Source organism: Vibrio sp. 1F253 (assembly GCF_041439295.1).
In the GTDB taxonomy this organism is placed as follows: Bacteria; Pseudomonadota; Gammaproteobacteria; order Enterobacterales; family Vibrionaceae; genus Vibrio; species Vibrio tasmaniensis_A.
This window is the reverse complement of the sequence record NZ_JBGONU010000068.1, coordinates 1-18,733: the sequence shown is the minus strand read 5'-3', so window position 1 is coordinate 18,733 and position 18,733 is coordinate 1. Positions and strand designations below refer to the sequence as shown.

Genomic DNA, 18,733 nt, shown 5'->3' with positions numbered 1-18,733 from the left:
TAATAAATATCCTTATTGAGTGATAAATTTATCAAGTACATGGTCAGGATGGAGGGAAAGGGGGCTCCCTCCCACATCCTTAAGAAAACATCGAAGATTTCGCGTACTTCAAACCACGATTACGGCTCACATGTTGCTTCCAATTTTGAGCGCTAATGATGGTGTTCTTAAGCTTCCGATAACGTTTTTTACAAGCATTATTTGAGGTTGGGAGAGTGAGACGATTAACTGACTGAGCTTGTTTTTGAACCGCAACCAAATGAACGCCCTTCCAACAGAAAGGAAATGTAAGGTGCCCAGTAAAAGGCAACAAAGCGGCAAACGCCATGTGTTCACGCCCAACCGTTCCCAGTTCTTTGACGCTGACAAAATCACCTTGTTCAACAAAGTGGCCTAATAAACTCACGGCCTCATCTTCACGACAATATCCGTAGATAATCTGCATCGTTCACACTCCTTGTTAGGACATTGTTTTGTTCTTTTAAAAAACAAAACGATGGGCTCTCTTTCAAGAGCCGTGCTACAAACTGGCTTGAGCATTCTTGTAGTAGAATGCGCACATCCAAAGGATGTGGTGTCTGGTATTCCCAAGTAACTCTATTTCACCACTCAACCAGCGTGCTTAATTGAGTAGAAAAACAGCCTTGGACGTCGCCCCAGAGAGGGCTCCTGAATTTGTTAGGCATATTACGCAGGCCTGCGCCCCTCTGCGGCGCTTTTTGCAATCGTGAAGGCAGCCCACCTTCGAGGCCATCTGAGGTAATAATCCCAGACGGCAATCTCATTCGTTACAGCGACCAATTAGGAAAACGTTTGAGGTGATCTTCTAATCGAAGTTTCCCTTCGCGCTTTTTGGCCCGCTCTGCTCTTTTCGCCGAGAGCGTTAACGTTTTATTCGCCTTTGATGAGAGATTAAAAGCGATACCGACTTCCTTGTTCTCAACCCTACATTCTGATTTAAAATTCATACAAAAGTCTTCCTAAATAGAAAAAACCGAAACGCTCTCGTTTAGACCGAAACATCAATGAGTCATGTAATCGCTCACTGGCGTCTAATTTTGTTGAGTTTGTGACTTACTTATCATTTCTTGAATTTAACATAATCTAAATAATACGCACCAAATTAAGGTGCTGATTTTAAAGAAAATAAATGGGGTTTTAATGTTGGCGCTATTGTTATTAGGCATAATTAATATATTAATTATTTTAATTTCACTCCCTCAATGTGCTATAAATTTTTCTAAGGTTATTTGTTATCTTTCTGTTATTTATCGGTTTTTTATCCGTGCGTATTATTTAGATTATGTAAAGGAAAAAACCACAAGGTTACTTAAAGATTGAAATACCAGGCGACGACACGCTATACTTACATGAGGTCTATAAAGTTAAAACACACGACATTGCTCGCTAACCAGTAGTGCCTTATGTAGTGTGTTTTCTTAAGGTTTAGAGTGTGTTGGGCCTCCAACTCGACTATATAGCATTCGCAAAAAAGCCGTCTTTCCAATAGTAGACGGCTTTTTTGTGTCTAAAAAACCGGCGTTTGATTTATTTTTTCGGTTGAGATAGGTTGAAATTTCATTGTTTGGTGTGGAATCTGAACAACCTCAAAAACCTATTGGACCTCAAAATATGACGCATTTGACTCAGCCTTGGCGTGGGCTAAAGCCCAAACAACACATTCTCAATCACACCGCTTGTTTATCCCTCGGGATGAAGTGCTGTGTGTTTTAAACGTGGACGGTGAATGTTATGAAGACGCCTGGACACGACTCCTCCCCTCCCCCGCTCGATAAATCGAGTTACGATGCGGAGTATCGCCGTAAGCGTAAGGATCGGAAACTGGATTTGATTGAATTGTATCAACGTGTCGTTGAAGAAGAGAACGCGCGGAACCCTAAGACGCCTTTTGAGATCGGATTCAAGTCTCGCCGGTTGCTTCGAAGCGGTAAAGTAGAAACCCTGCCGCCAGAATACGCGCGGATCTTAAAAGGGTGTGAAGAATTTATTACCAACCCCAATCGTTTCCCGTCACTTAATGCATGGGGCGGTGAAGCGGTGAATAATGTGCAGTGTCGCACCTTAATTGCGAAAGTATTAGCGTGCACTCTGCCGAACACAGACCTCATTGGCGGGCGCATCGGTTTGCCCACCGAAGCGGGATTGAAAACCATCAGCTACGACCAGCTTCAAGAAGATTATGCGTTGCGCTTTGGAGAGTTTATTTCGCCGAAGTCCTTTGCTAAAGCGGTGAAGTATCTAAAGCGTGCCAGCTATTTTCACAGTGAGCGGATCAATGTGTGTGTCGACCAAGACGAAGGGACGATACGCAGTGCACCCGCGTACAAACAGTTTACACCTCGCTTCTTTAATGACTTAAAAGTCGTGCGTTACACCAACATCAGCGAATTGATCCTCGCAACACGGGAACGCCAGACCAAGAAAGGACTGAGCTTTCAGTGGCTCTCTTTCCGTAAGATCGCGTCAGGGATACAAGAGATCTTCAATGCGTCAACATTAAACATGTACGCTCAAACAACCTCAGCCTTCTTTAGTGAGTATCAACCCGACTTAGCCCCTAATTAAAGGGATATTTTTGTCTCCGCGAAAGCGGAGGGATCAGCACGTCTGAACCTTATCCTACCCTGCTTTATCTCTCATTTTTCTGGTTTCTCCCAACAGGTTATTCAGGGTTATCTTGCGCACGCAGTCTCATTCGGAAGGGATTTCTCTATTCACGGTTTTTTATAAGAAAGGCCGTGCAAGAAAGGAAGGATAAAAAAGACCGCTATAATGGCCATCAATAAGGGGCTGCGCTTATGAACACTACGTATAAAGATAAATAATTAAATCAATAGAAAAATAAATACTTAAGGACAAGCAAAAAAAACGGCGCGGCAACCTTCTTTTGTCATACGACAGGGACCTTCTTCGATTAAACGCTGAGTCAGGTGGCTCCCTTTCATCATCTCCTTACTTAACGTCCACCTTCATCCGGATGGTATGGCTTAGCAGGGCGAGGGTTTTTAGTGCTGTCAATATTGCAGCCTAAAAAGAGCAGTATGGCGCTGTGAGAGGCTTTCTTCTTAATTTCATTAAATGGTCACGGTTCTTATTCAGCCGCTTAAGCTTGCTGTTTTACAAAATGAATGGCCCCTTGAATACTAAGATTAGCGTTTCGATTTATCAGCGTCAGAGGGTAATTCAAACTCAGGGAGCATAAATTAGTATTACTTCGAGGTGTTTCTCTTCTTACGCTGTTAGCCTAGAAAAACACATGGGTTACTAGAAGAGAAAAGGACGGATATGACACTTCCTATTTTTCACTCAAACAACGGAAGGTGGAGTGTCGGTGGGTGTGGCTCAGTATGTTCCAGAACTAAATGCGGCGGTCGGTTACTTGCAAAACAACCGTAACATGAACATGAAAATCGCAATTTCAGTTAAACCACAGAACCCTACAGTGCATTTGGTGATTGGCCACAAGAGTAATGTAGAGAAAGAATATCCATCGCAAGCCTAACTGTATCGGATCTCACAGACCTTTGTACTACTCATCTAATGAACAGTTAGGAGCGTTATATGTTGTTGTCTTGGTTTAGCGACGACTACCCATCGGCCTTATTGTTATCATATTCAGGTACTAATTGAGTGAGGGGAATGATCGCCTCACCCAACTTTCATTGTGACAACGTCACAAAAAGACCGAAAGACTACGGTTATTACCTTCCTTGAAGCCCTTATATAACGTTCTGGTCAGAGTTTTATAAAATATTCAACGTTTTACTGCCCACTTTTAAATCGACTCTCTTTATACCCAAGCGATAAAGGCAAGAGAGTACGTCATTTTGAAAAACATTGTATTGACTACGATTTAGAAGTAATAAAAATTCTTCTAACAAGTATCGTTTTTGAGCAAGCTGATAAAAATCACTTATCCTTTGCTTTACATCCAAGTCAATAACAGCGACTTCCAGGCGAGATTGATTCTTCTCAAATAAAAAACTAATCGGCCATTTTGACACAGAAAACCTCCATTATGTGTGAATTATAAAAACAGTCGTTACCGCTCGAAGGGAAAATTAGAGCAACATTTCTTCTTTAATTCCTACTTTGATTAATGCCGCCTTCTCAATCGCTGTTAGTTCTGAAAGCTCACTAACGAAATCACAATCCTTGAACCGAACGTCGGTCGCTTCACCCAACTTTTCACCCAATGCCGTCATCAAGCCTTCTACTAGGCCACTGAAACGCATGGCAGTCGAGATTAAAACATTGTCACCTTGCGCCAGATATGACGACGGAACTTGTTCAGCAACCAACCTAAAAACGCCTCGTAAACGCTGACCAAAAGCACCTTCCAATTGCGTTAATGTCGCTTTCAGGTCACTTTTCGACATTTGATCCAAAGCTGAACTCATTAAATCCCCATCAAAACGAGCATGAGCATTCGCATCAAGCGCGTCTTCAGGTTTTTTTGCCGTTTTTTCATGCCATTGCAAGGCCGATGTATCAATAAAACCTTGTAAACCTTGCATAGTGGCGCTTACATTTGGACGTTTGTGTGAAAGTGAGTCCACTATTAATCCTAGATGCCCTGAATAATTTTTCTCTTGTTTAGGGACAGTAGAAAGCGCCAGTTCACGAACTAGACTCAGATCCCCTTTATTCAAGGCGATATTCTGAATAAATTTAAATGAAATATTGCCTTCGCTTAGCGCATCTTGTAGCTTATTTATTGTTTCACTAGATAATAATGGTGTTAAATTCGCTGTTACTCGTGTAGACAAGTAACTCACCGAATCCAGTGCTGTTTTCTTACTATTATCCTTAGCTGAACTACCTCTAATACCTAGATCATTATCAATTTCAGAACTAACAGCAATCGTCCTGACAGGATGCTCGCTCGAGCTTTGTTTCTGTGTTTCCGGCTCAAAATAAGAACTAATAGCCTCTTTAAGTCCACCAACTTGAGCAGTTAATTTTCGGTCATTGAATAGGTTTCAGCGACAATGGCGAGTTTAGTTTGAGCAGACCACTGCTCTGATGAAGTGTTGCTCTTTGGCACGGTGGCTCCTGAACTTCTGAGTTGCGGGCGCCAATAATACAGGGTCGCAGTGCTAATTCCTTCCTCTTCGGACACTTCTTTAACTGACATCGAATAGGGAGGCAGCAGCTTCTTCAATATAGCTTCTTTTCTTTCTACTGAGATACGAGACACAATTACTCTTTATCGCCCAAACTGGTTAAATTTTAACAGTGACAACTACCCTGCCAGATAGGGATATTGTGAACCCAGATTTAGACACAAGAACAGCTCCCGATTGGGAGCCGTTCCCCTTTCAAAAATGATAATGTGCTTTCACACTATCATTCTCCTTTAGCAGCTTTATTATCTTTGGTGCTTGTCTCTTCAGCCTTATGCTCTAATACATCACAGTTTTTATTGATAGTGATGGACTTAGGCTTCATAGCTTCAGGTATCTCTTTCACCAGAGTAATAGTTAACAATCCGTTAGAAAGATCTGCATCCGTAACTTCAACATAATCAGCTAAGTTGAACTTACGTTCGAATGTACGATTGGCGATACCCTGATACAGATATTTATTTTCTTTATCAGCACATTTTTGCCCACGTACACTTAGCACGCTCTTTTCTACTTGAATATCAAGCTCTTCCTGAGTAAATCCGGCTACGGCCAGGGTGATGGCATAGCGATTCTCTTTTAGAACTTCAATGTTATATGGTGGGTAACCGTTGATAGCAGTTTCACTGGTCATGGCATGATCAATTAATGATGCTAGACGGTCAAACCCAACACTACTACGGTATAGTGGAGATAGGTCAATTGAGCTCATAATATATCCTCCATAAGAAGCAATACAAAATAAAAACAAGAGTGATGAAAAGGCCTCTTGATAAGACAACCTTTTCAAGGTTTTTTATAGTGTTTACGAACAATTATTTCAATAGTTTTTATATAGCAATTTCTCATTGAATTAGTTTTTTTATATGAAATTGTTATATCCTATCTATAATGACGAGACAAAAATAGTTCATAATTAGACGGTCTCTCTACTCTCTGATGGGCAATATTCCACGATATGAATTACGCGGGTGGCATGGGGTCGAGATCGGTTGGTTGAGTCACAAGAGATTACTATCAAATCAAATGGAAGGTGATTTATGAATGTGACTCTATGCTTATGTGCGGGTTATGTTTGAAAAATCAATAGCCATGTGATGATTTATTTAACGTAATGGTACTTAGTGTGAACCCAAATTTAGTTCGATAGGCCTGAAACCGAAGGCGGGATCCCCATCCTTATTAATGATAATATTAAACGCAGTATTTGGGAAAAATCTCCTAGATTGAATCATTATCTATAAAAGTTAAGTCCTAAGACACCCAATGAAGGCGATATATAAATGGCAAAAAAAAAACGAGCACTCACTTCACTCACTCTTTTTTACAGCCAAGTTTTCTGCAAGGTGATTGCAGCTTTGTCTGTTCTCATTTTAGCTTCCTATCTTTTTGATATTAAATGGCTCTATCGACCAACAAGCCATGGGGCAGCTACGCATCCTATAACTGCTTTTATCTTTTTACTTCTTTCTTGCGCCTGTATTTGGCGGAAAAAGAGTCTGAAGATAACCAGAAGCCTCGTAAGCCTTGCTTTTTTCATACTTGTCATTCGTTTCTATCAACAAAGTACTGGAATTAATTTAATTGACCCTGTTCTAAGTTATTTCATCTTTTTTGATACCCCACTTCACGCAGAGTCTCCCATCGAGATGGGGTTTAATACATCAGTAATGCAACTTTTTGCTGTCATAGCCATTTTTTTCCTCTTAAATAGACGTCCTTGGTATCTAATACAAATTTTTGCCATTACCGCTATTTTCCTCCCATTTGTCTCAGCCGTTGGTTACGCTTATGGTATTGATTCATTTTATGGCCAGATGTCTCCGGTCACCACTATATTAGGGTTCTTTTTAACCATATCAATTTTTGGTCTCACAGCCCACCGAGGCGCACTTAAAACACTCTTATTACCTACTTTAGGAGCGAAAATAGCGCGTACGCAGTTAATCTTTGGGTTGTTATTTTGCCTAGCTGGCGGCTTTCTCACCACTTATATTTTGGATGATGAAACCAGCGGTTTTGCTATCTATGTAGTGGTGGTCTGTACGTATATCACCTTTACAATGCTGGCTAGTGGTATTACTTATGAGCAATTCGATAAACGTAGACGCCTCCTTGAAAAACAACTCCATAAATCCGCAATTACTGACCGGTTAACTGGATTGTATAACCGATCAGAGTTCGATCAAAAAATCCAAGCAGTATTTGAGCAACAAAACCTGAACCAGGAAATAAATAGTTTACTATTAATAGATATTGATTTTTTTAAGCAATTCAATGATACCTATGGGCACTTACTAGGGGACAAAGTTTTGCAGCTCGTCGCTAATGTTCTGAAAAACAATACACGCTCTTCTGATCTAGTTTGTCGTTATGGTGGAGAGGAATTCACTATTTTACTTCTTCAAACAGATCTTGAAATCGCCAGCAAGATCGCTGATAACTTAAGAATATTGGTGAGTGAACAAAACCTCACAGCCCCCCTAGAATACGAATCAGATCAGCAAGTGACCATCTCTATAGGATGCGCTAGCCTCTCACAAGCGGAGACAGTCAAAGAGGTGATTAAGCTAGCGGATAATGCTTTATATGAAGCAAAGAAACAGGGGCGAAATAGAATATGTCTCGCTCACGATAAGAGTGAACGCAAAACTTATGACAATTTTTAGCGGCATCGAGAAATCCTAAGAGCGGTTTTGTTGCGTAATTAAATTTAGAGATAGAGCTACCCCGTTTCGCATGCTTTTTAGTCAATACGACAAGTTTCAGGCATACCTAACCCAGTAAGCTTGTTCAACGCTTTTATCATCGCGTAAGTTTCACCCACCTGCGCATTGTAATTTCTTAAGCTCAATCGCCCTCCTAGCAACTGTTTAACTCGATACATCGCTGTTTCTGACAGTGAACGTCTGTGGTATCCATACCGCTCTTTCCAATACTTATGTGAGCCGTATAACTTCTGGCAACCCACGGCGAGATTTCGGGGGTGACCACGCTCTCGTGTCGTGAGCGCCATCACCAGACACCTCAAGGAGGCTTCGGCGTGTTTGTTTCAGTAAGTTAGGGAGGACTTCTCCATCTGTAACCGTCGATAAACTTAGCTCGGCTGCAATAATTTCATGAGTGCTTGTATCGACTGCAATATGTGCTTTCGCCATAAACCTTAAGGCCAGTAACATCAGTGGCTAGGTGCTGTATTGCTCCTTAAATGAGCCCCCAACTTGCTTAGCTCTACGCTGATGCAGGTGTAATGTGGACAACTTAATGGAACATGGAAATCTAAATAGCGAGTCGACAAATCCTTGTAGCGCTCTCAGTGGCATAGAAAACACGCGTTTCACCATGAGTGCTGTCGTGATAGCCAAATCACTGAACCGACGTGGTCTCCCGCGCTTATTCTGTTTGCTTTGCGCCCAACCGCTTATCGCCTCTTCATCAAACCAAAAGGTCAGAGAACCACGGTTAATGAGTGATTGGTTGTATTGCTTCCAGTTGGTTGTTTTGTAAAGAGGTTTAGGAATAGGGCTGCGAGAGAGAGTGGATGTAGCTGACCAGATCGTAGGTTCTTGATTTAGTTCCATTGAACCACATTGGTTATATACTTACTCATAGCAAGCTACCCGCTCAAGCGTATGTGTTTAGCGCTGCCAATATTCAACGAGTCATGAAGAATCAAGGAATTAGCTGCCAAACCGCTACAATGACACTCGCTTCCAAAAGCAAAAGGTTCTCTATTTAATAAAAACTGCGGTTTATTTGCTTGGTTCCGAAATAATGTTTCACGAGTAAAAGCCTAAGTTAAACCGGATAACCAAACTCGGCGACAAGTATGTACACTATAAGCTCATGGCGTTAGAACAGCGATTGTCAATCTTTTTGGGAAAAAACTGAGACAAGGGTGTCGAGGAATTTTAGAAAGAGCTGGGCAATAGTGACCTCCCCGCAAAAACGCCCGGAGCATAAGATTACTGTTACACAACCAAACTGAATATGAAAACTATGCTTTTTATACCTAACATTTCTCTCTGTGCCCAAAGCTAGTCATGCAGATTAATTTATGGACTGTTGGCCTTTTCTACAGCTTGGTTTGACAGATATTGATTAAAGACCGAATCTAACACCCCCTCATTGACTGGTTTTGTGATGATTTCTGCGCAGCCAACCTCACGCATTTTAGTTAGGTTTTCCTCGAAGGCATCAGCGGTACAAGCGATGACGATGCTATCACTATAGGGTGAAGATAAAGCCTTAATACGTTTCGTAGCCTCAGTACCATCCATAATAGGCATATGGTTATCCATCATGATTACGTCATAAAAGGTTCTGCTCGCTTGCTCAAAACCTTTTTGTCCGTCAAGGGCAATATCACACTTAAAACCTCTTTTCTTTAGGAATTTAGATAGGATGATGCTATTTACACGATTGTCTTCAACAATCAAAGCTTTCAGCCCTTCGCCATTAAATAACTTCATTGGTTCATTTATTTGCTCTCTAGGCTGTGATACAACTTTGACAGGCACGCAAATGATAAAGCGTGTCCCTACACCTACTTTACTTTCCAAGTTAAGCGTGCCATGCATAGTATCTACGAGCTTGGAAATAATAGTTAAGCCAAGTCCAGTCCCGCCAAATTTACGCGTAGTTTTCCCATCGCCCTGAGTGAATGGGTCAAATATCGTTGCTTGTTTCTCTGCGGGGATACCAATTCCCGTATCAGACACCTTAATTTCTAGATAATCGTTGTTATTCATTTGCGTGAGCCGGGTAGAAAAATGGATCTCCCCTTTTTGAGTAAACTTCCACGCATTATTGAGAAGATTAAGAGCTATCTGTGCTAACCGGGTCTCATCGGCAACTAGGTGTATTGATGTTTCAGAATAGGCCGTTCCTTCAAACGTTATACCTTTATCTAAGCATAAGGGTCGATAACTATTTTCAATTTTATTGTGTAGGTCAGCCAGTTTAAATTCAGAAAGATTAAGCGTCAGCTTACCAACCTCAATTTTAGAAAAATCTAGTATATCGTTGAGAATTGAGATCATATGGTGCCCGGAAGAGAGCAAGGTTTGTTCAAGCTCATGACGCTCATCTTTATTTTTACACTGTGTCAGCAGTTGAGCTGCCCCCAAAACCCCGTTCATAGGGGTTCTCAACTCATGACTAATAGAGGCTATGAATTGTGATTTAGCGACACTTGCGGTTTGGGCTTCAATGGCTACTTTTTTTAATCGGCGCTCAGACTTTTCTAGTGACTGATAAGGAGATATGAGGAGCTTTTTACCTGTAAAATAGACCAATATATATGTCAACGCACCAGCTATCGATAACGCAACGATGAGTGAACGGATAAATTGGTTACGATTGTTTTGATAGATAGCAGGGTTAATACTGTAAACTAAATCCAAGTCGTATCTAGGGAGGTATGTTGTATGTTGCGTCCAATCAATTGGGGGAGGCATACCCCAACTATTATCGCTTTGAATTAAACTTACTTGATATTGTTCGGAGAACCTCAACGGTGATAAAAAGGCGTCAATATCAAATGGCTTCACATACACAAGTAAACCTTCTAGAAAACCGTTGTACAGTATTGGAAGAGCAACCATTAAGTTATTACTATCATCTTGAAAGGTAAATACCCTAAACACACTCGATAGATCTCCTTGTTCAATCTTAGTGTGCAGTTGAGCGAACAGTTCATCCGGTAAGGTTAACTCTTGATAAATTGGGTCACCAAGAATATCCAAGATCACAATATAGTGCTTACCCGTCACTGGTTTCACGATTGCTAGTCTATCACTAATCTCTTGTGGTGTAGCACCCCCCCCTAAAGCGGTAGAAATCACCACTTGATGTGAGGCAATTTTCATCGCTAAATTTTCGGTATTATTCAGGGATTGGCTAATATAACTCTCTGCCGTACTTAGTTTAATTGAGGTATTGATTTTCTCCAGGTTTCTTATTGATTGCTGAGCTTGCTGCTCTAAAAGTCCATAAGTGATAAGAGCGAACACAACCATCGAGATAAACAAAAATACACCGTAAAGCTGAATACCACTGAGTTTTGGTCGAGCTTTATAGATCATTAATCTGCCTTATTAATCTTAGCTGAATCTAACAGCTTGATGGCTCCCACTTGAGTGTACCTCGCCATGCACAAATCATCGGCTCCTAGCGCCTCATGAGCATCAGGATGTGCCACGTCATAAACGCTAAATGGTTGTTCATACGTCTTTACCAAACCTTGAACCGGTGTGTCCACCTGCTCCAACGCCAGCTTAAGTAGCTGTCGATTATTCACCATATCATCGGTGAGGGTGATACTTTGTGCGGCTTGAATAAATACTTTAGCCAGATCATAGCCATGCACAAAGCCAGCTGGGGCGTCAATAAAATCATTTGTAAACTTATCAGGGAATAGCGCCGTAGCTTGGCGGTATACCTCCTTCGATAGATCGTTCTCCGGAGAGCTATAAAAATTAAAACAAGATTGAACAAAGCTTAAGGCAGTTCTCTGGCGAGCATCAAATGAAACTCGCTGAGAGAAACCACCTCCGGTGATCCCCCAATGACTGAAAATTTTTGGTGGTTGTTCAAGATCAGAGAGAGCTTTGACTAATAAGGGGCCTTCTCGTGAATTCCCTACAAACAGGACACATTCAACGCCGGTTCGATTAAGATCGGCGGCTATCACACGAGCCAGAGCCTCGTCAATTCCCCAATTAAACCAAGTAACCCGAGCTTTTAAGTGTGTGCTGTGGTCGGCTACTGATTGGAAAATCGTTTTGTAATTAGACTTACCCCAAGGCGTTTTTTCTAATAATAAGTCAACAGATTGGCAACCATTATTGATTGCTGTTGAGACCAGTTTCCCCCCAACTTTTGTGTCGTCAACAGAGAGGCGAAATACGAAATTCTTCTCAGACGGGTAGCGAGTTATAGGACCGCCTGCAGCCCATGGCACCAAAATCAACAGTTCACTTTCATTGATATAATCGCGATATTTTATCAGGGGGGAAGAATGCAACCCGGCGAAGAAAACAATTCCATTAGGGTCTTTCTGGTAGCGCTGCATATTGAGCTTGCTTCGCGCCGTATTCCCACGATGGTCAAGTACTTCGAACTCTACTGGAATGCCAAAAAGTTGATTACCATGCTGAGAAAAAGCCGTTTTCACACCCATTTCTATTGCCTCCGCTGAGGCTAGATGCACGGTTCGATCCGAGTCTAGATATACTTTGAGAACAGAAGGGGCTGTTATAGCTGGCGTAGAGCCAACCACAAATAAGCCGATGACTGTAGATTTAAGCCATTTTTTCATTCCGAGCCCCCTTAATATAAGTTATTGTTTTATTTATGATTTGAATTCTAGACTAGATATTTAGACTTGCAAATGATTTAGGAGGAAAAGTACGGCAGAGGTGCATAAGTGATTCAATATTGACACCATTTACTCTTGAATTGAGGGTTAGCTCTCGACGCCTTCCCATTCATCTAACCATCGAGATAAATGATTTTCAGACATTGGCTTGGCAATAAAGTAACCCTGTGCGACATCACACCCTATCTTACGTAAATACACCCAATCCTCAAGATCTTCCACTCCCTCAGCCACGGTCTGCATTCCTAATTGCTGGGCCATCTTGAAACTGGCTTCAAAAATCACGCGTAAAGACTTATTTTTATGGGCCCCATGCACAAAACTTCGGTCGATCTTAAGCTCACTGAATGGAATATCTCGTAACTGGGCCAACGAGGAATACCCCGTCCCAAAGTCATCAATAGATAAAGCAACACCTTTAAGTCGCAGTCGTGTCAGGATGTCCAACGCTAACTGCCGATCATTCATCAGCCGGCTTTCCGTTACTTCCAAGACTAAGTTTGACAATGGGACTCTAGCCTCATGTGCAATGTTTTGAATCTTATCTGGAAACTCCAAGGACGTCAGACTTTCCATTGAAATATTGATTGACATACAAAGCTTTGCGCCCACAGATTGCCAACGTTTGCTCTGTTCCAGAGCATTAGCTAAGACAACCATCGTCAAGTCATCTATCAGTCCATACTCTTCAACAAGTGGGATAAATTTATCAGGTAACACTAGGCCATCTTTAGGGTGTTGCCAACGTACCAAAGCTTCTACACCGACAATTTCACCATCTCGAAGCCTGACCTGTGGTTGGTAGTAATTGATTAGCTCACCTTGTTGAATAGCTCGACGCAGATCAGCTTCAGAATACTCTTTCAGGTCATCAAAACATTCCGTCTCTAGATGAGCGGCCTGATGCTCAATAATTTCTTTTAACTGAGTGGGACTAAAAGGCTTATGGAGACAACCAAAAATATTAAGTTGATAAGTGGTTGCCAGCTTTTTAGCACTGTCTAGAATGGCTTGTTCTTCACCACTCATCAAAATAACACCTCCCTGGTAGCCTATACGCCCCAAGTGACGGACAAACTCTACTCCGTCCATCTTTGGCATCTGCAGATCACAAAAAATTAGTTCTACCTCTTCAGGATGCATTTCTAATTTTTGAAGAGCATCAACAGCATGTTCATATTGATGAACAACAACCTTTTCATTCACAAAATCCTTTAATTGATGAGCAAGCAACTTCATTAAAAACGGCTCATCGTCAATCAACATTATCGCCATACACTTCTCCTATATAATTTTTTTATCAAGGTAGCAGATCACTTCCTCTTCCGTCTCTGCAAAACACTTATCTAACAGAGTCATGGTCAACTCCACCACTGCGACATCACCTATAGTACAAGCATTTTCAAGCTCGGCACACAAGTCACCTAATCTCATCGCGCCCACTGAACGAGATGAAGATTTGAGCTTATGAGCGATACTGCTCACTTCTCTAATATCCTTAGCGGTAGAAGCGGCTCTTAACTGTTCCTGCTGTCTTGTCATTAAACTCAAAAAATCAGTCAAAAAATCACACATAACAGCTGGCTCATTTCCGACAAGCTCAGCGAGCTTACTGACAGTCAATATTTCAGAGTCCCTAGGCTGTTCCTCTTCAAGTAATCCAAGTTCAGGCACTCCATTCTGGTTGGGCAACCATGTTTCAAGAGCCTCTTTAAGTAAATGAAGCTGGACAGGTTTTGTAAGGTAATCATTCATTCCTACCGCCTTGGCTCGACTCTTTTCACCTCTCAAAGCGTTGGCTGTCAAAGCTAGGATAGGTTTTTGTGCCCTCTCCAAGTTATCCTGTCGTATCGCTTCCGTTAATGCATAACCATCCATTTCCGGCATATGTAAATCCGTTAATAGCAACGCATAACTTCCCTCTTGCCAAAGTTGATAAGCCACCAATCCGTTCTCAGCAACCTCTGCCGCATAACCTAGTAGACTCAACTGTTTAAGGATGACTTTTCGGTTGATGCTATCATCCTCTGCAACCAAGATTAACCGTCCTTCTGCACGGGCTTGTGCCACACTCGGTGCCGCAGTTAACGGCAGAGACTCTTCCCCCACTTGATCAAGTATTATTTCAGGCGAAACAATTCCGGCAGCCACTGAAACAGACTGTAAAAACTCTTTTCGCCGCAATAGGTTACAATTTAGAGCAACAAATTCAGGGGATTCAAATTTCAGGGGCCGAGGCTGATCTCGAGTCATCAACAAGTGCCTAATATACCCACTTTCAATTCGTGAACTTTTCAATGTTTTCAGAAAAGCGATGGTAAGTTCCGGGACATGTTTTTGCGGACCAATAATTATAACGACAACCTCTTCAAGCAACTCAGCAATACGTAACGCTTCGGAATGGGTGCTAACAACTTGAACATTAGCACCCGAATGCTCGAGGTAAACTCGTAGAGCGTCAGTATCAAATACTGAGTTCTCAACTAGGATACACTTTGTCTCTGAGAGTAACGATAAAGGTGGTAAGATCTCTTTCTGATAAATTGCCAAAGGTAAGCTAACTGTGAACGTAGAGCCTTCTCCTAACTGACTGTTTACTTTAATATCTCCGCCCATTAAGTCCACTAAGCGCTTCGAGATCGCCAATCCTAACCCAGACCCCCCAAAACGACGCGTTGTGGATGACTCAGCTTGAGAGAAAGAAGTAAATAACATAGCTAAGGCATCCGACGATATTCCAATGCCGTTATCCTCGATATTGACAACCATTTTATTATCAACAATGTTCACGCGGACTGAGACGTCTCCTCGTTTTTCCTTACGACCACCACTAAACTTAATTGCATTACCAATTAAATTATAGAAAATTTGCCGCAACCGGATTGGATCAGACAAAATATAACTAGGAAAAATCGGGGCAATAAATAATTGCAAGTCAACCTCTTGCTTCTCAGAAACGGAGACAAGCGAGGAGCATACCCCTTCTATAAGTTCTTCGACAGATACCGGAAATTTTTCAAGATCTAGCTTACCAGCTTCAATTTTTGAGAAATCTAAAATATCATCGATGAGCCTCAGCAGGGCAAACGCAGAGTCATGAATAGTTTTAACTTCATCAACTTGATGGCACTCCAGCTGACTGTGTGACAAAACCTCTAACATACCAATAACCCCGTTCATTGGCGTCCGTATTTCGTGGCTCATTGCCGCCAAGAAAGCCGATTTAGCATGGCTTGCTTGTTCCGCCTCAATTCGAGCTTGCTCTAGCTTTTCATTTGTTGACCGTAATGACGCTGTGCGTTCAGACACCCGTTGGGCAAGTTTTTTACGCTCCTGCTCTATGACAAAATTGGCCGCTTTTTGCTGCTTGGTTGCCTCCTCAAGTTGTCGTAAAGCCTGATGACGTTCGGTTACGTCCCTAACCATTGAAATACAACGCCTTTTCCCTCCAGGTAGAAAAATGTACTGAAGATTGACTTCGACTGGAATGAGATGACCATCTTTATGTTTATGAACAGTAGAAATATGGACAACCTGCTGTTCGCCATTTAACAAGGGTTCAAGCAACTTCCGGTAACGGTTTTCATCGAACTCAACTTTGAAATCAACGGCAGTAAGATCCAACAACTCTTCTCTGGAATAACCAAGTTGACAAACGGCACCTTCATTAACATAGCTGTGGCGAAGCGTTTCTGGATCAAAGATAAATGCCCCATCTTCAATGGCATTCAGCATAGCCATCGCTTCTTTATTTTTCCTCTCTGACTGAACACGCTGGGTAATATCCCGAATAGCGACGGCCACCTGCAAGCCCTTTTCCGACTCAACAGGGCTTAAACTAATGTCAACCGGAAAATCAATCCCCCCTTTACGTCTAGCCATGGTAGAGAGTTGCTCAACACGAGCTCCTTCACCCAATTCTTCATTCTCGAAGAAAGAGCTATTGATATTTGAATAAATACCAGGTAAAAATCGATCTATTAATTGGCCTTTAAGTACATCTTTCCCCCAATTAAAAACAACCTCAGAATGGCTGTTGGCCTGAGTAATACAACCCCCCCTCTCTATTATCAGTATGGCATCAGGTGCAAACTCAAAAATATCAATGAAACGACGTTCATGACGCCTATTTTCAGTTACGTCGTGCATAGCAACCACAGCACCTAGGCGCTTACCATCGAGATCACAAATCGGAGCTCCACTGGCCAAGACGAAGCGGGGACTTTGACCATTAGCGATTATGCAAAGTAGATCATTTTGAATATGCTCACCATTAAATGCTCTAAGCAACGGTATGTTTTCTTTCGCCATCGGTGTTCGCCCGTCACCTTCATATAAATTGTAATAATTACTCCAGAGTTCGGGGGGAATCTGTAATGGGTCAGATCCATGCCACTCTCTTGCTGTACGGTTAAATAAAGTTAAATTTCCGTCCGCGCCACAAGCCACCACCCCTTCACTCAAACTCTCTAAAAGCATTCGATTGAGCTCTTCTTGTCGCTTTAGTTCTTGAGTGCGTTCATTAACACGATTTTCTAACTCCTGGTTTAGGCTCTTAAGGGATCCTTCGGCTTCTCTCCTCGCCGAGGCCTCATGATGCAGCTTTTCAGTTGTTTGATGTGAAACAATCAACATCCGAAAAAGGAAAAAAAACAGAATACTTAAGAGCCCCCCAGTTCCAGCAACAATACGAGGCAGCGAAAAATCGAGACCGGCTTCAAACACGGGGGTAGAAGTATAGATGATCGTCCAATCTCGACCTGCAACATTAATCACCTCCGAGCGTCGAAATGTCGATATGAATTGCTCGTCCACAATACTTAAGGCGCTATTCCCGTCATACAGCAAACTATTAGGGGTGTCTTCTGCGCCATCATATAACCGAAAGCTTACCGTTGAGACGTTAGATTGAAGGATACCTTGCATGAGATCTCTTGCGCGGAATGGGCTGTAAACATAACCAACAAAGGCCTCCCTTCGCTCTTCAACTGTATCAGGGGAATAAAGCGTTTTGTAGATAGGTAAATAAAGCAAAAAACCAGCTTGTTTATCCTCAGTAATCTCCTGAACTAACTCAACCCTACCGGATAAAGCAGCTCTTCCTGTATCTCTTGCCGTAGACATAGCCTGACGCCGAACGGCTTCAGAATACATGTCAAAGCCAAATGCCTGCCGGTTGCGAGCATCAAAAGGCTCCAAATAGATAATGGCCGTGTATTCATCTCGCGCCCCCTTAGGTTTAATCTCATACTGAGGAAAACCTTCCGCCCGAACTTGCTGCACATGCGCCTCTTTATCTCGCGCCGAAATAGGAATTGAAACACCAATCCCCTGTATACCAGGATAATGCAAGCCAAGATTTAACTTATCGATATAATTCGCCCACTCCTCACGATTGACTTGTTCAGAAGCAGCAAATAGAGCAACGCCCCCTGAGAGGGCCTGTTGATAATTCAACATGCGATTTTGAATCAACGCTTTAACGTCTTGGGTATAATTAGTAAAACGGCTTTCAGCATTGCGTTCAACATAATTTCGTGCCATAGACCAACACGCTATTGTTGCACTGAGTGACAATATTAATATACTTAAAGATAGCTTTATGGCCCGAGGCTTCCCAGTCATACATACTCCAAATCAACGATTGACGACACGAATTCTTACGAAACCAGTAAAAGGACGAACAAACTAGAACCTAATTAATATAAATGTATATCCACTAGTTGTAGTACAACACCAAACATAAGGAAAGGGCTCTATCCGCTTAGATGAGCTTGATTGATTGGTAAAAGTTAGAGTGAGTTTCTAGGATTGAATTTTGTCTAATCTTCAATTTAAAGGGGATTGTCGCACTTATTATCTGAAATCGGGTGTAAACGAAATTCCATATTGATAATCTACAAAATTATAGCCTTGGGATTCCGGTGTTTTTCAAGGTAGTTGTCATCATTTTCTTGCTTATTAAGCAGCTTCTCTTTCTGGATTTAGGTGAATGTCACCAACAGGCGCACAGTTCCTGATATCACCAGACCACCGCTCAAGCTTTCGCTGTTTTGCTGCTAGCAATACCTCTACACGACGCTTCAAGATATCTTTATCTTTTCCATTGTGACGCTCTGAAGGCGTGACGTGACGTAATTTAGCTTACTCTGCTTATGCTCGGTGTTGTACCAGCGTACGAAGGCTTCAACCCAACTTCGACTAC

Annotated in this window: 13 protein-coding genes and 1 pseudogene; 3 read left to right on the top strand and 11 right to left on the bottom strand. The window is 42.0% G+C overall.

Going from position 1 to position 18,733, the window contains the following annotated elements; translation table 11 throughout:
- Positions 1-79: 79 nt before the first annotated feature.
- On the bottom strand, positions 80-445 hold the full coding sequence (locus ACED28_RS21280; RefSeq protein WP_102556372.1) for a hypothetical protein: 366 nt from the start codon (positions 443-445) through the stop codon (positions 80-82).
- Between the two features lie 343 nt (positions 446-788).
- Entirely contained in the window at positions 789-968 is a 180-nt protein-coding gene (locus ACED28_RS21275) for a TraY domain-containing protein (RefSeq protein WP_017097351.1), read from the bottom strand.
- A gap of 784 nt (positions 969-1,752) precedes the next feature.
- On the opposite strand from ACED28_RS21275, the gene ACED28_RS21270 reads away from it, so the two are divergent.
- Positions 1,753-2,586: a hypothetical protein gene (locus ACED28_RS21270; protein WP_069595698.1), complete on the top strand. Its 834-nt coding sequence runs from the start codon at positions 1,753-1,755 to the stop codon at positions 2,584-2,586.
- Positions 2,587-3,346: 760 nt separating this feature from the next.
- Complete coding sequence (locus ACED28_RS21265) at positions 3,347-3,523, top strand: hypothetical protein (protein WP_157936399.1); 177 nt, start codon at positions 3,347-3,349, stop codon at positions 3,521-3,523.
- Between the two features lie 241 nt (positions 3,524-3,764).
- Here the strand turns inward: ACED28_RS21265 and ACED28_RS21260 are convergent, their stop codons facing one another.
- From ACED28_RS21260 to ACED28_RS21245, 4 genes are all read right to left on the bottom strand, one after another.
- The gene (locus ACED28_RS21260) at positions 3,765-4,025 is read right to left on the bottom strand and encodes a hypothetical protein (protein ID WP_017098102.1); all 261 of its coding nucleotides are present in this window, start codon (positions 4,023-4,025) and stop codon (positions 3,765-3,767) included.
- A gap of 57 nt (positions 4,026-4,082) precedes the next feature.
- The gene (locus ACED28_RS21255; protein ID WP_280604795.1) at positions 4,083-4,790 is read right to left on the bottom strand and encodes a hypothetical protein; all 708 of its coding nucleotides are present in this window, start codon (positions 4,788-4,790) and stop codon (positions 4,083-4,085) included.
- A gap of 188 nt (positions 4,791-4,978) precedes the next feature.
- Positions 4,979-5,221, bottom strand: a complete 243-nt coding sequence (locus tag ACED28_RS21250; RefSeq protein ID WP_032499864.1) for a transposase — start codon at positions 5,219-5,221, stop codon at positions 4,979-4,981.
- A 149-nt stretch (positions 5,222-5,370) separates the two neighbouring features.
- Positions 5,371-5,859, bottom strand: coding sequence for an Hsp20 family protein (locus ACED28_RS21245; RefSeq protein WP_017098606.1), 489 nt, complete (start codon positions 5,857-5,859; stop codon positions 5,371-5,373).
- A 571-nt stretch (positions 5,860-6,430) separates the two neighbouring features.
- Here ACED28_RS21245 and ACED28_RS21240 point away from each other — a divergent pair.
- Positions 6,431-7,816, top strand: a complete 1,386-nt coding sequence (locus tag ACED28_RS21240) for a GGDEF domain-containing protein (protein ID WP_017096766.1) — start codon at positions 6,431-6,433, stop codon at positions 7,814-7,816.
- A 77-nt stretch (positions 7,817-7,893) separates the two neighbouring features.
- Here ACED28_RS21240 and ACED28_RS21235 read toward each other — a convergent pair.
- The 5 genes and pseudogenes from ACED28_RS21235 to ACED28_RS21215 form a co-directional block, all read right to left on the bottom strand.
- Positions 7,894-8,668, bottom strand: a pseudogene (locus tag ACED28_RS21235) (transposase).
- A gap of 534 nt (positions 8,669-9,202) precedes the next feature.
- Positions 9,203-11,233 (bottom strand): ATP-binding protein, encoded by a 2,031-nt coding sequence (locus ACED28_RS21230; RefSeq protein WP_102535133.1) that lies wholly within the window; start codon positions 11,231-11,233, stop codon positions 9,203-9,205.
- Entirely contained in the window at positions 11,233-12,468 is a 1,236-nt protein-coding gene (locus tag ACED28_RS21225; RefSeq protein ID WP_102535132.1) for an ABC transporter substrate-binding protein, read from the bottom strand. The genes ACED28_RS21230 and ACED28_RS21225 overlap by 1 nt, the downstream gene beginning before the upstream one ends.
- A gap of 147 nt (positions 12,469-12,615) precedes the next feature.
- Positions 12,616-13,803, bottom strand: coding sequence for an EAL domain-containing protein (locus tag ACED28_RS21220; RefSeq protein ID WP_017097882.1), 1,188 nt, complete (start codon positions 13,801-13,803; stop codon positions 12,616-12,618).
- A 9-nt stretch (positions 13,804-13,812) separates the two neighbouring features.
- Positions 13,813-18,072, bottom strand: a complete 4,260-nt coding sequence (locus tag ACED28_RS21215) for a CHASE domain-containing protein (protein ID WP_371710686.1) — start codon at positions 18,070-18,072, stop codon at positions 13,813-13,815.
- Between the last annotated feature and the right edge of the window lie 661 nt (positions 18,073-18,733).

What these genes read in the sequence shown, in the direction of transcription:
- ACED28_RS21280 (WP_102556372.1), bottom strand. Translation starts at nt 445, where the DNA reads ATGCAGATTATCTACGGATATTGTCGTGAAGATGAGGCCGTGAGTTTA.
- ACED28_RS21275 (WP_017097351.1), bottom strand. Translation starts at nt 968, where the DNA reads ATGAATTTTAAATCAGAATGTAGGGTTGAGAACAAGGAAGTCGGTATC.
- ACED28_RS21270 (WP_069595698.1), top strand. Translation starts at nt 1,753, where the DNA reads ATGAAGACGCCTGGACACGACTCCTCCCCTCCCCCGCTCGATAAATCG.
- ACED28_RS21245 (WP_017098606.1), bottom strand. Translation starts at nt 5,859, where the DNA reads ATGAGCTCAATTGACCTATCTCCACTATACCGTAGTAGTGTTGGGTTT.
- ACED28_RS21240 (WP_017096766.1), top strand. Translation starts at nt 6,431, where the DNA reads ATGGCAAAAAAAAAACGAGCACTCACTTCACTCACTCTTTTTTACAGC.
- ACED28_RS21230 (WP_102535133.1), bottom strand. Translation starts at nt 11,233, where the DNA reads ATGATCTATAAAGCTCGACCAAAACTCAGTGGTATTCAGCTTTACGGT.
- ACED28_RS21225 (WP_102535132.1), bottom strand. Translation starts at nt 12,468, where the DNA reads ATGAAAAAATGGCTTAAATCTACAGTCATCGGCTTATTTGTGGTTGGC.
- ACED28_RS21220 (WP_017097882.1), bottom strand. Translation starts at nt 13,803, where the DNA reads ATGGCGATAATGTTGATTGACGATGAGCCGTTTTTAATGAAGTTGCTT.
- ACED28_RS21215 (WP_371710686.1), bottom strand. Translation starts at nt 18,072, where the DNA reads ATGGCACGAAATTATGTTGAACGCAATGCTGAAAGCCGTTTTACTAAT.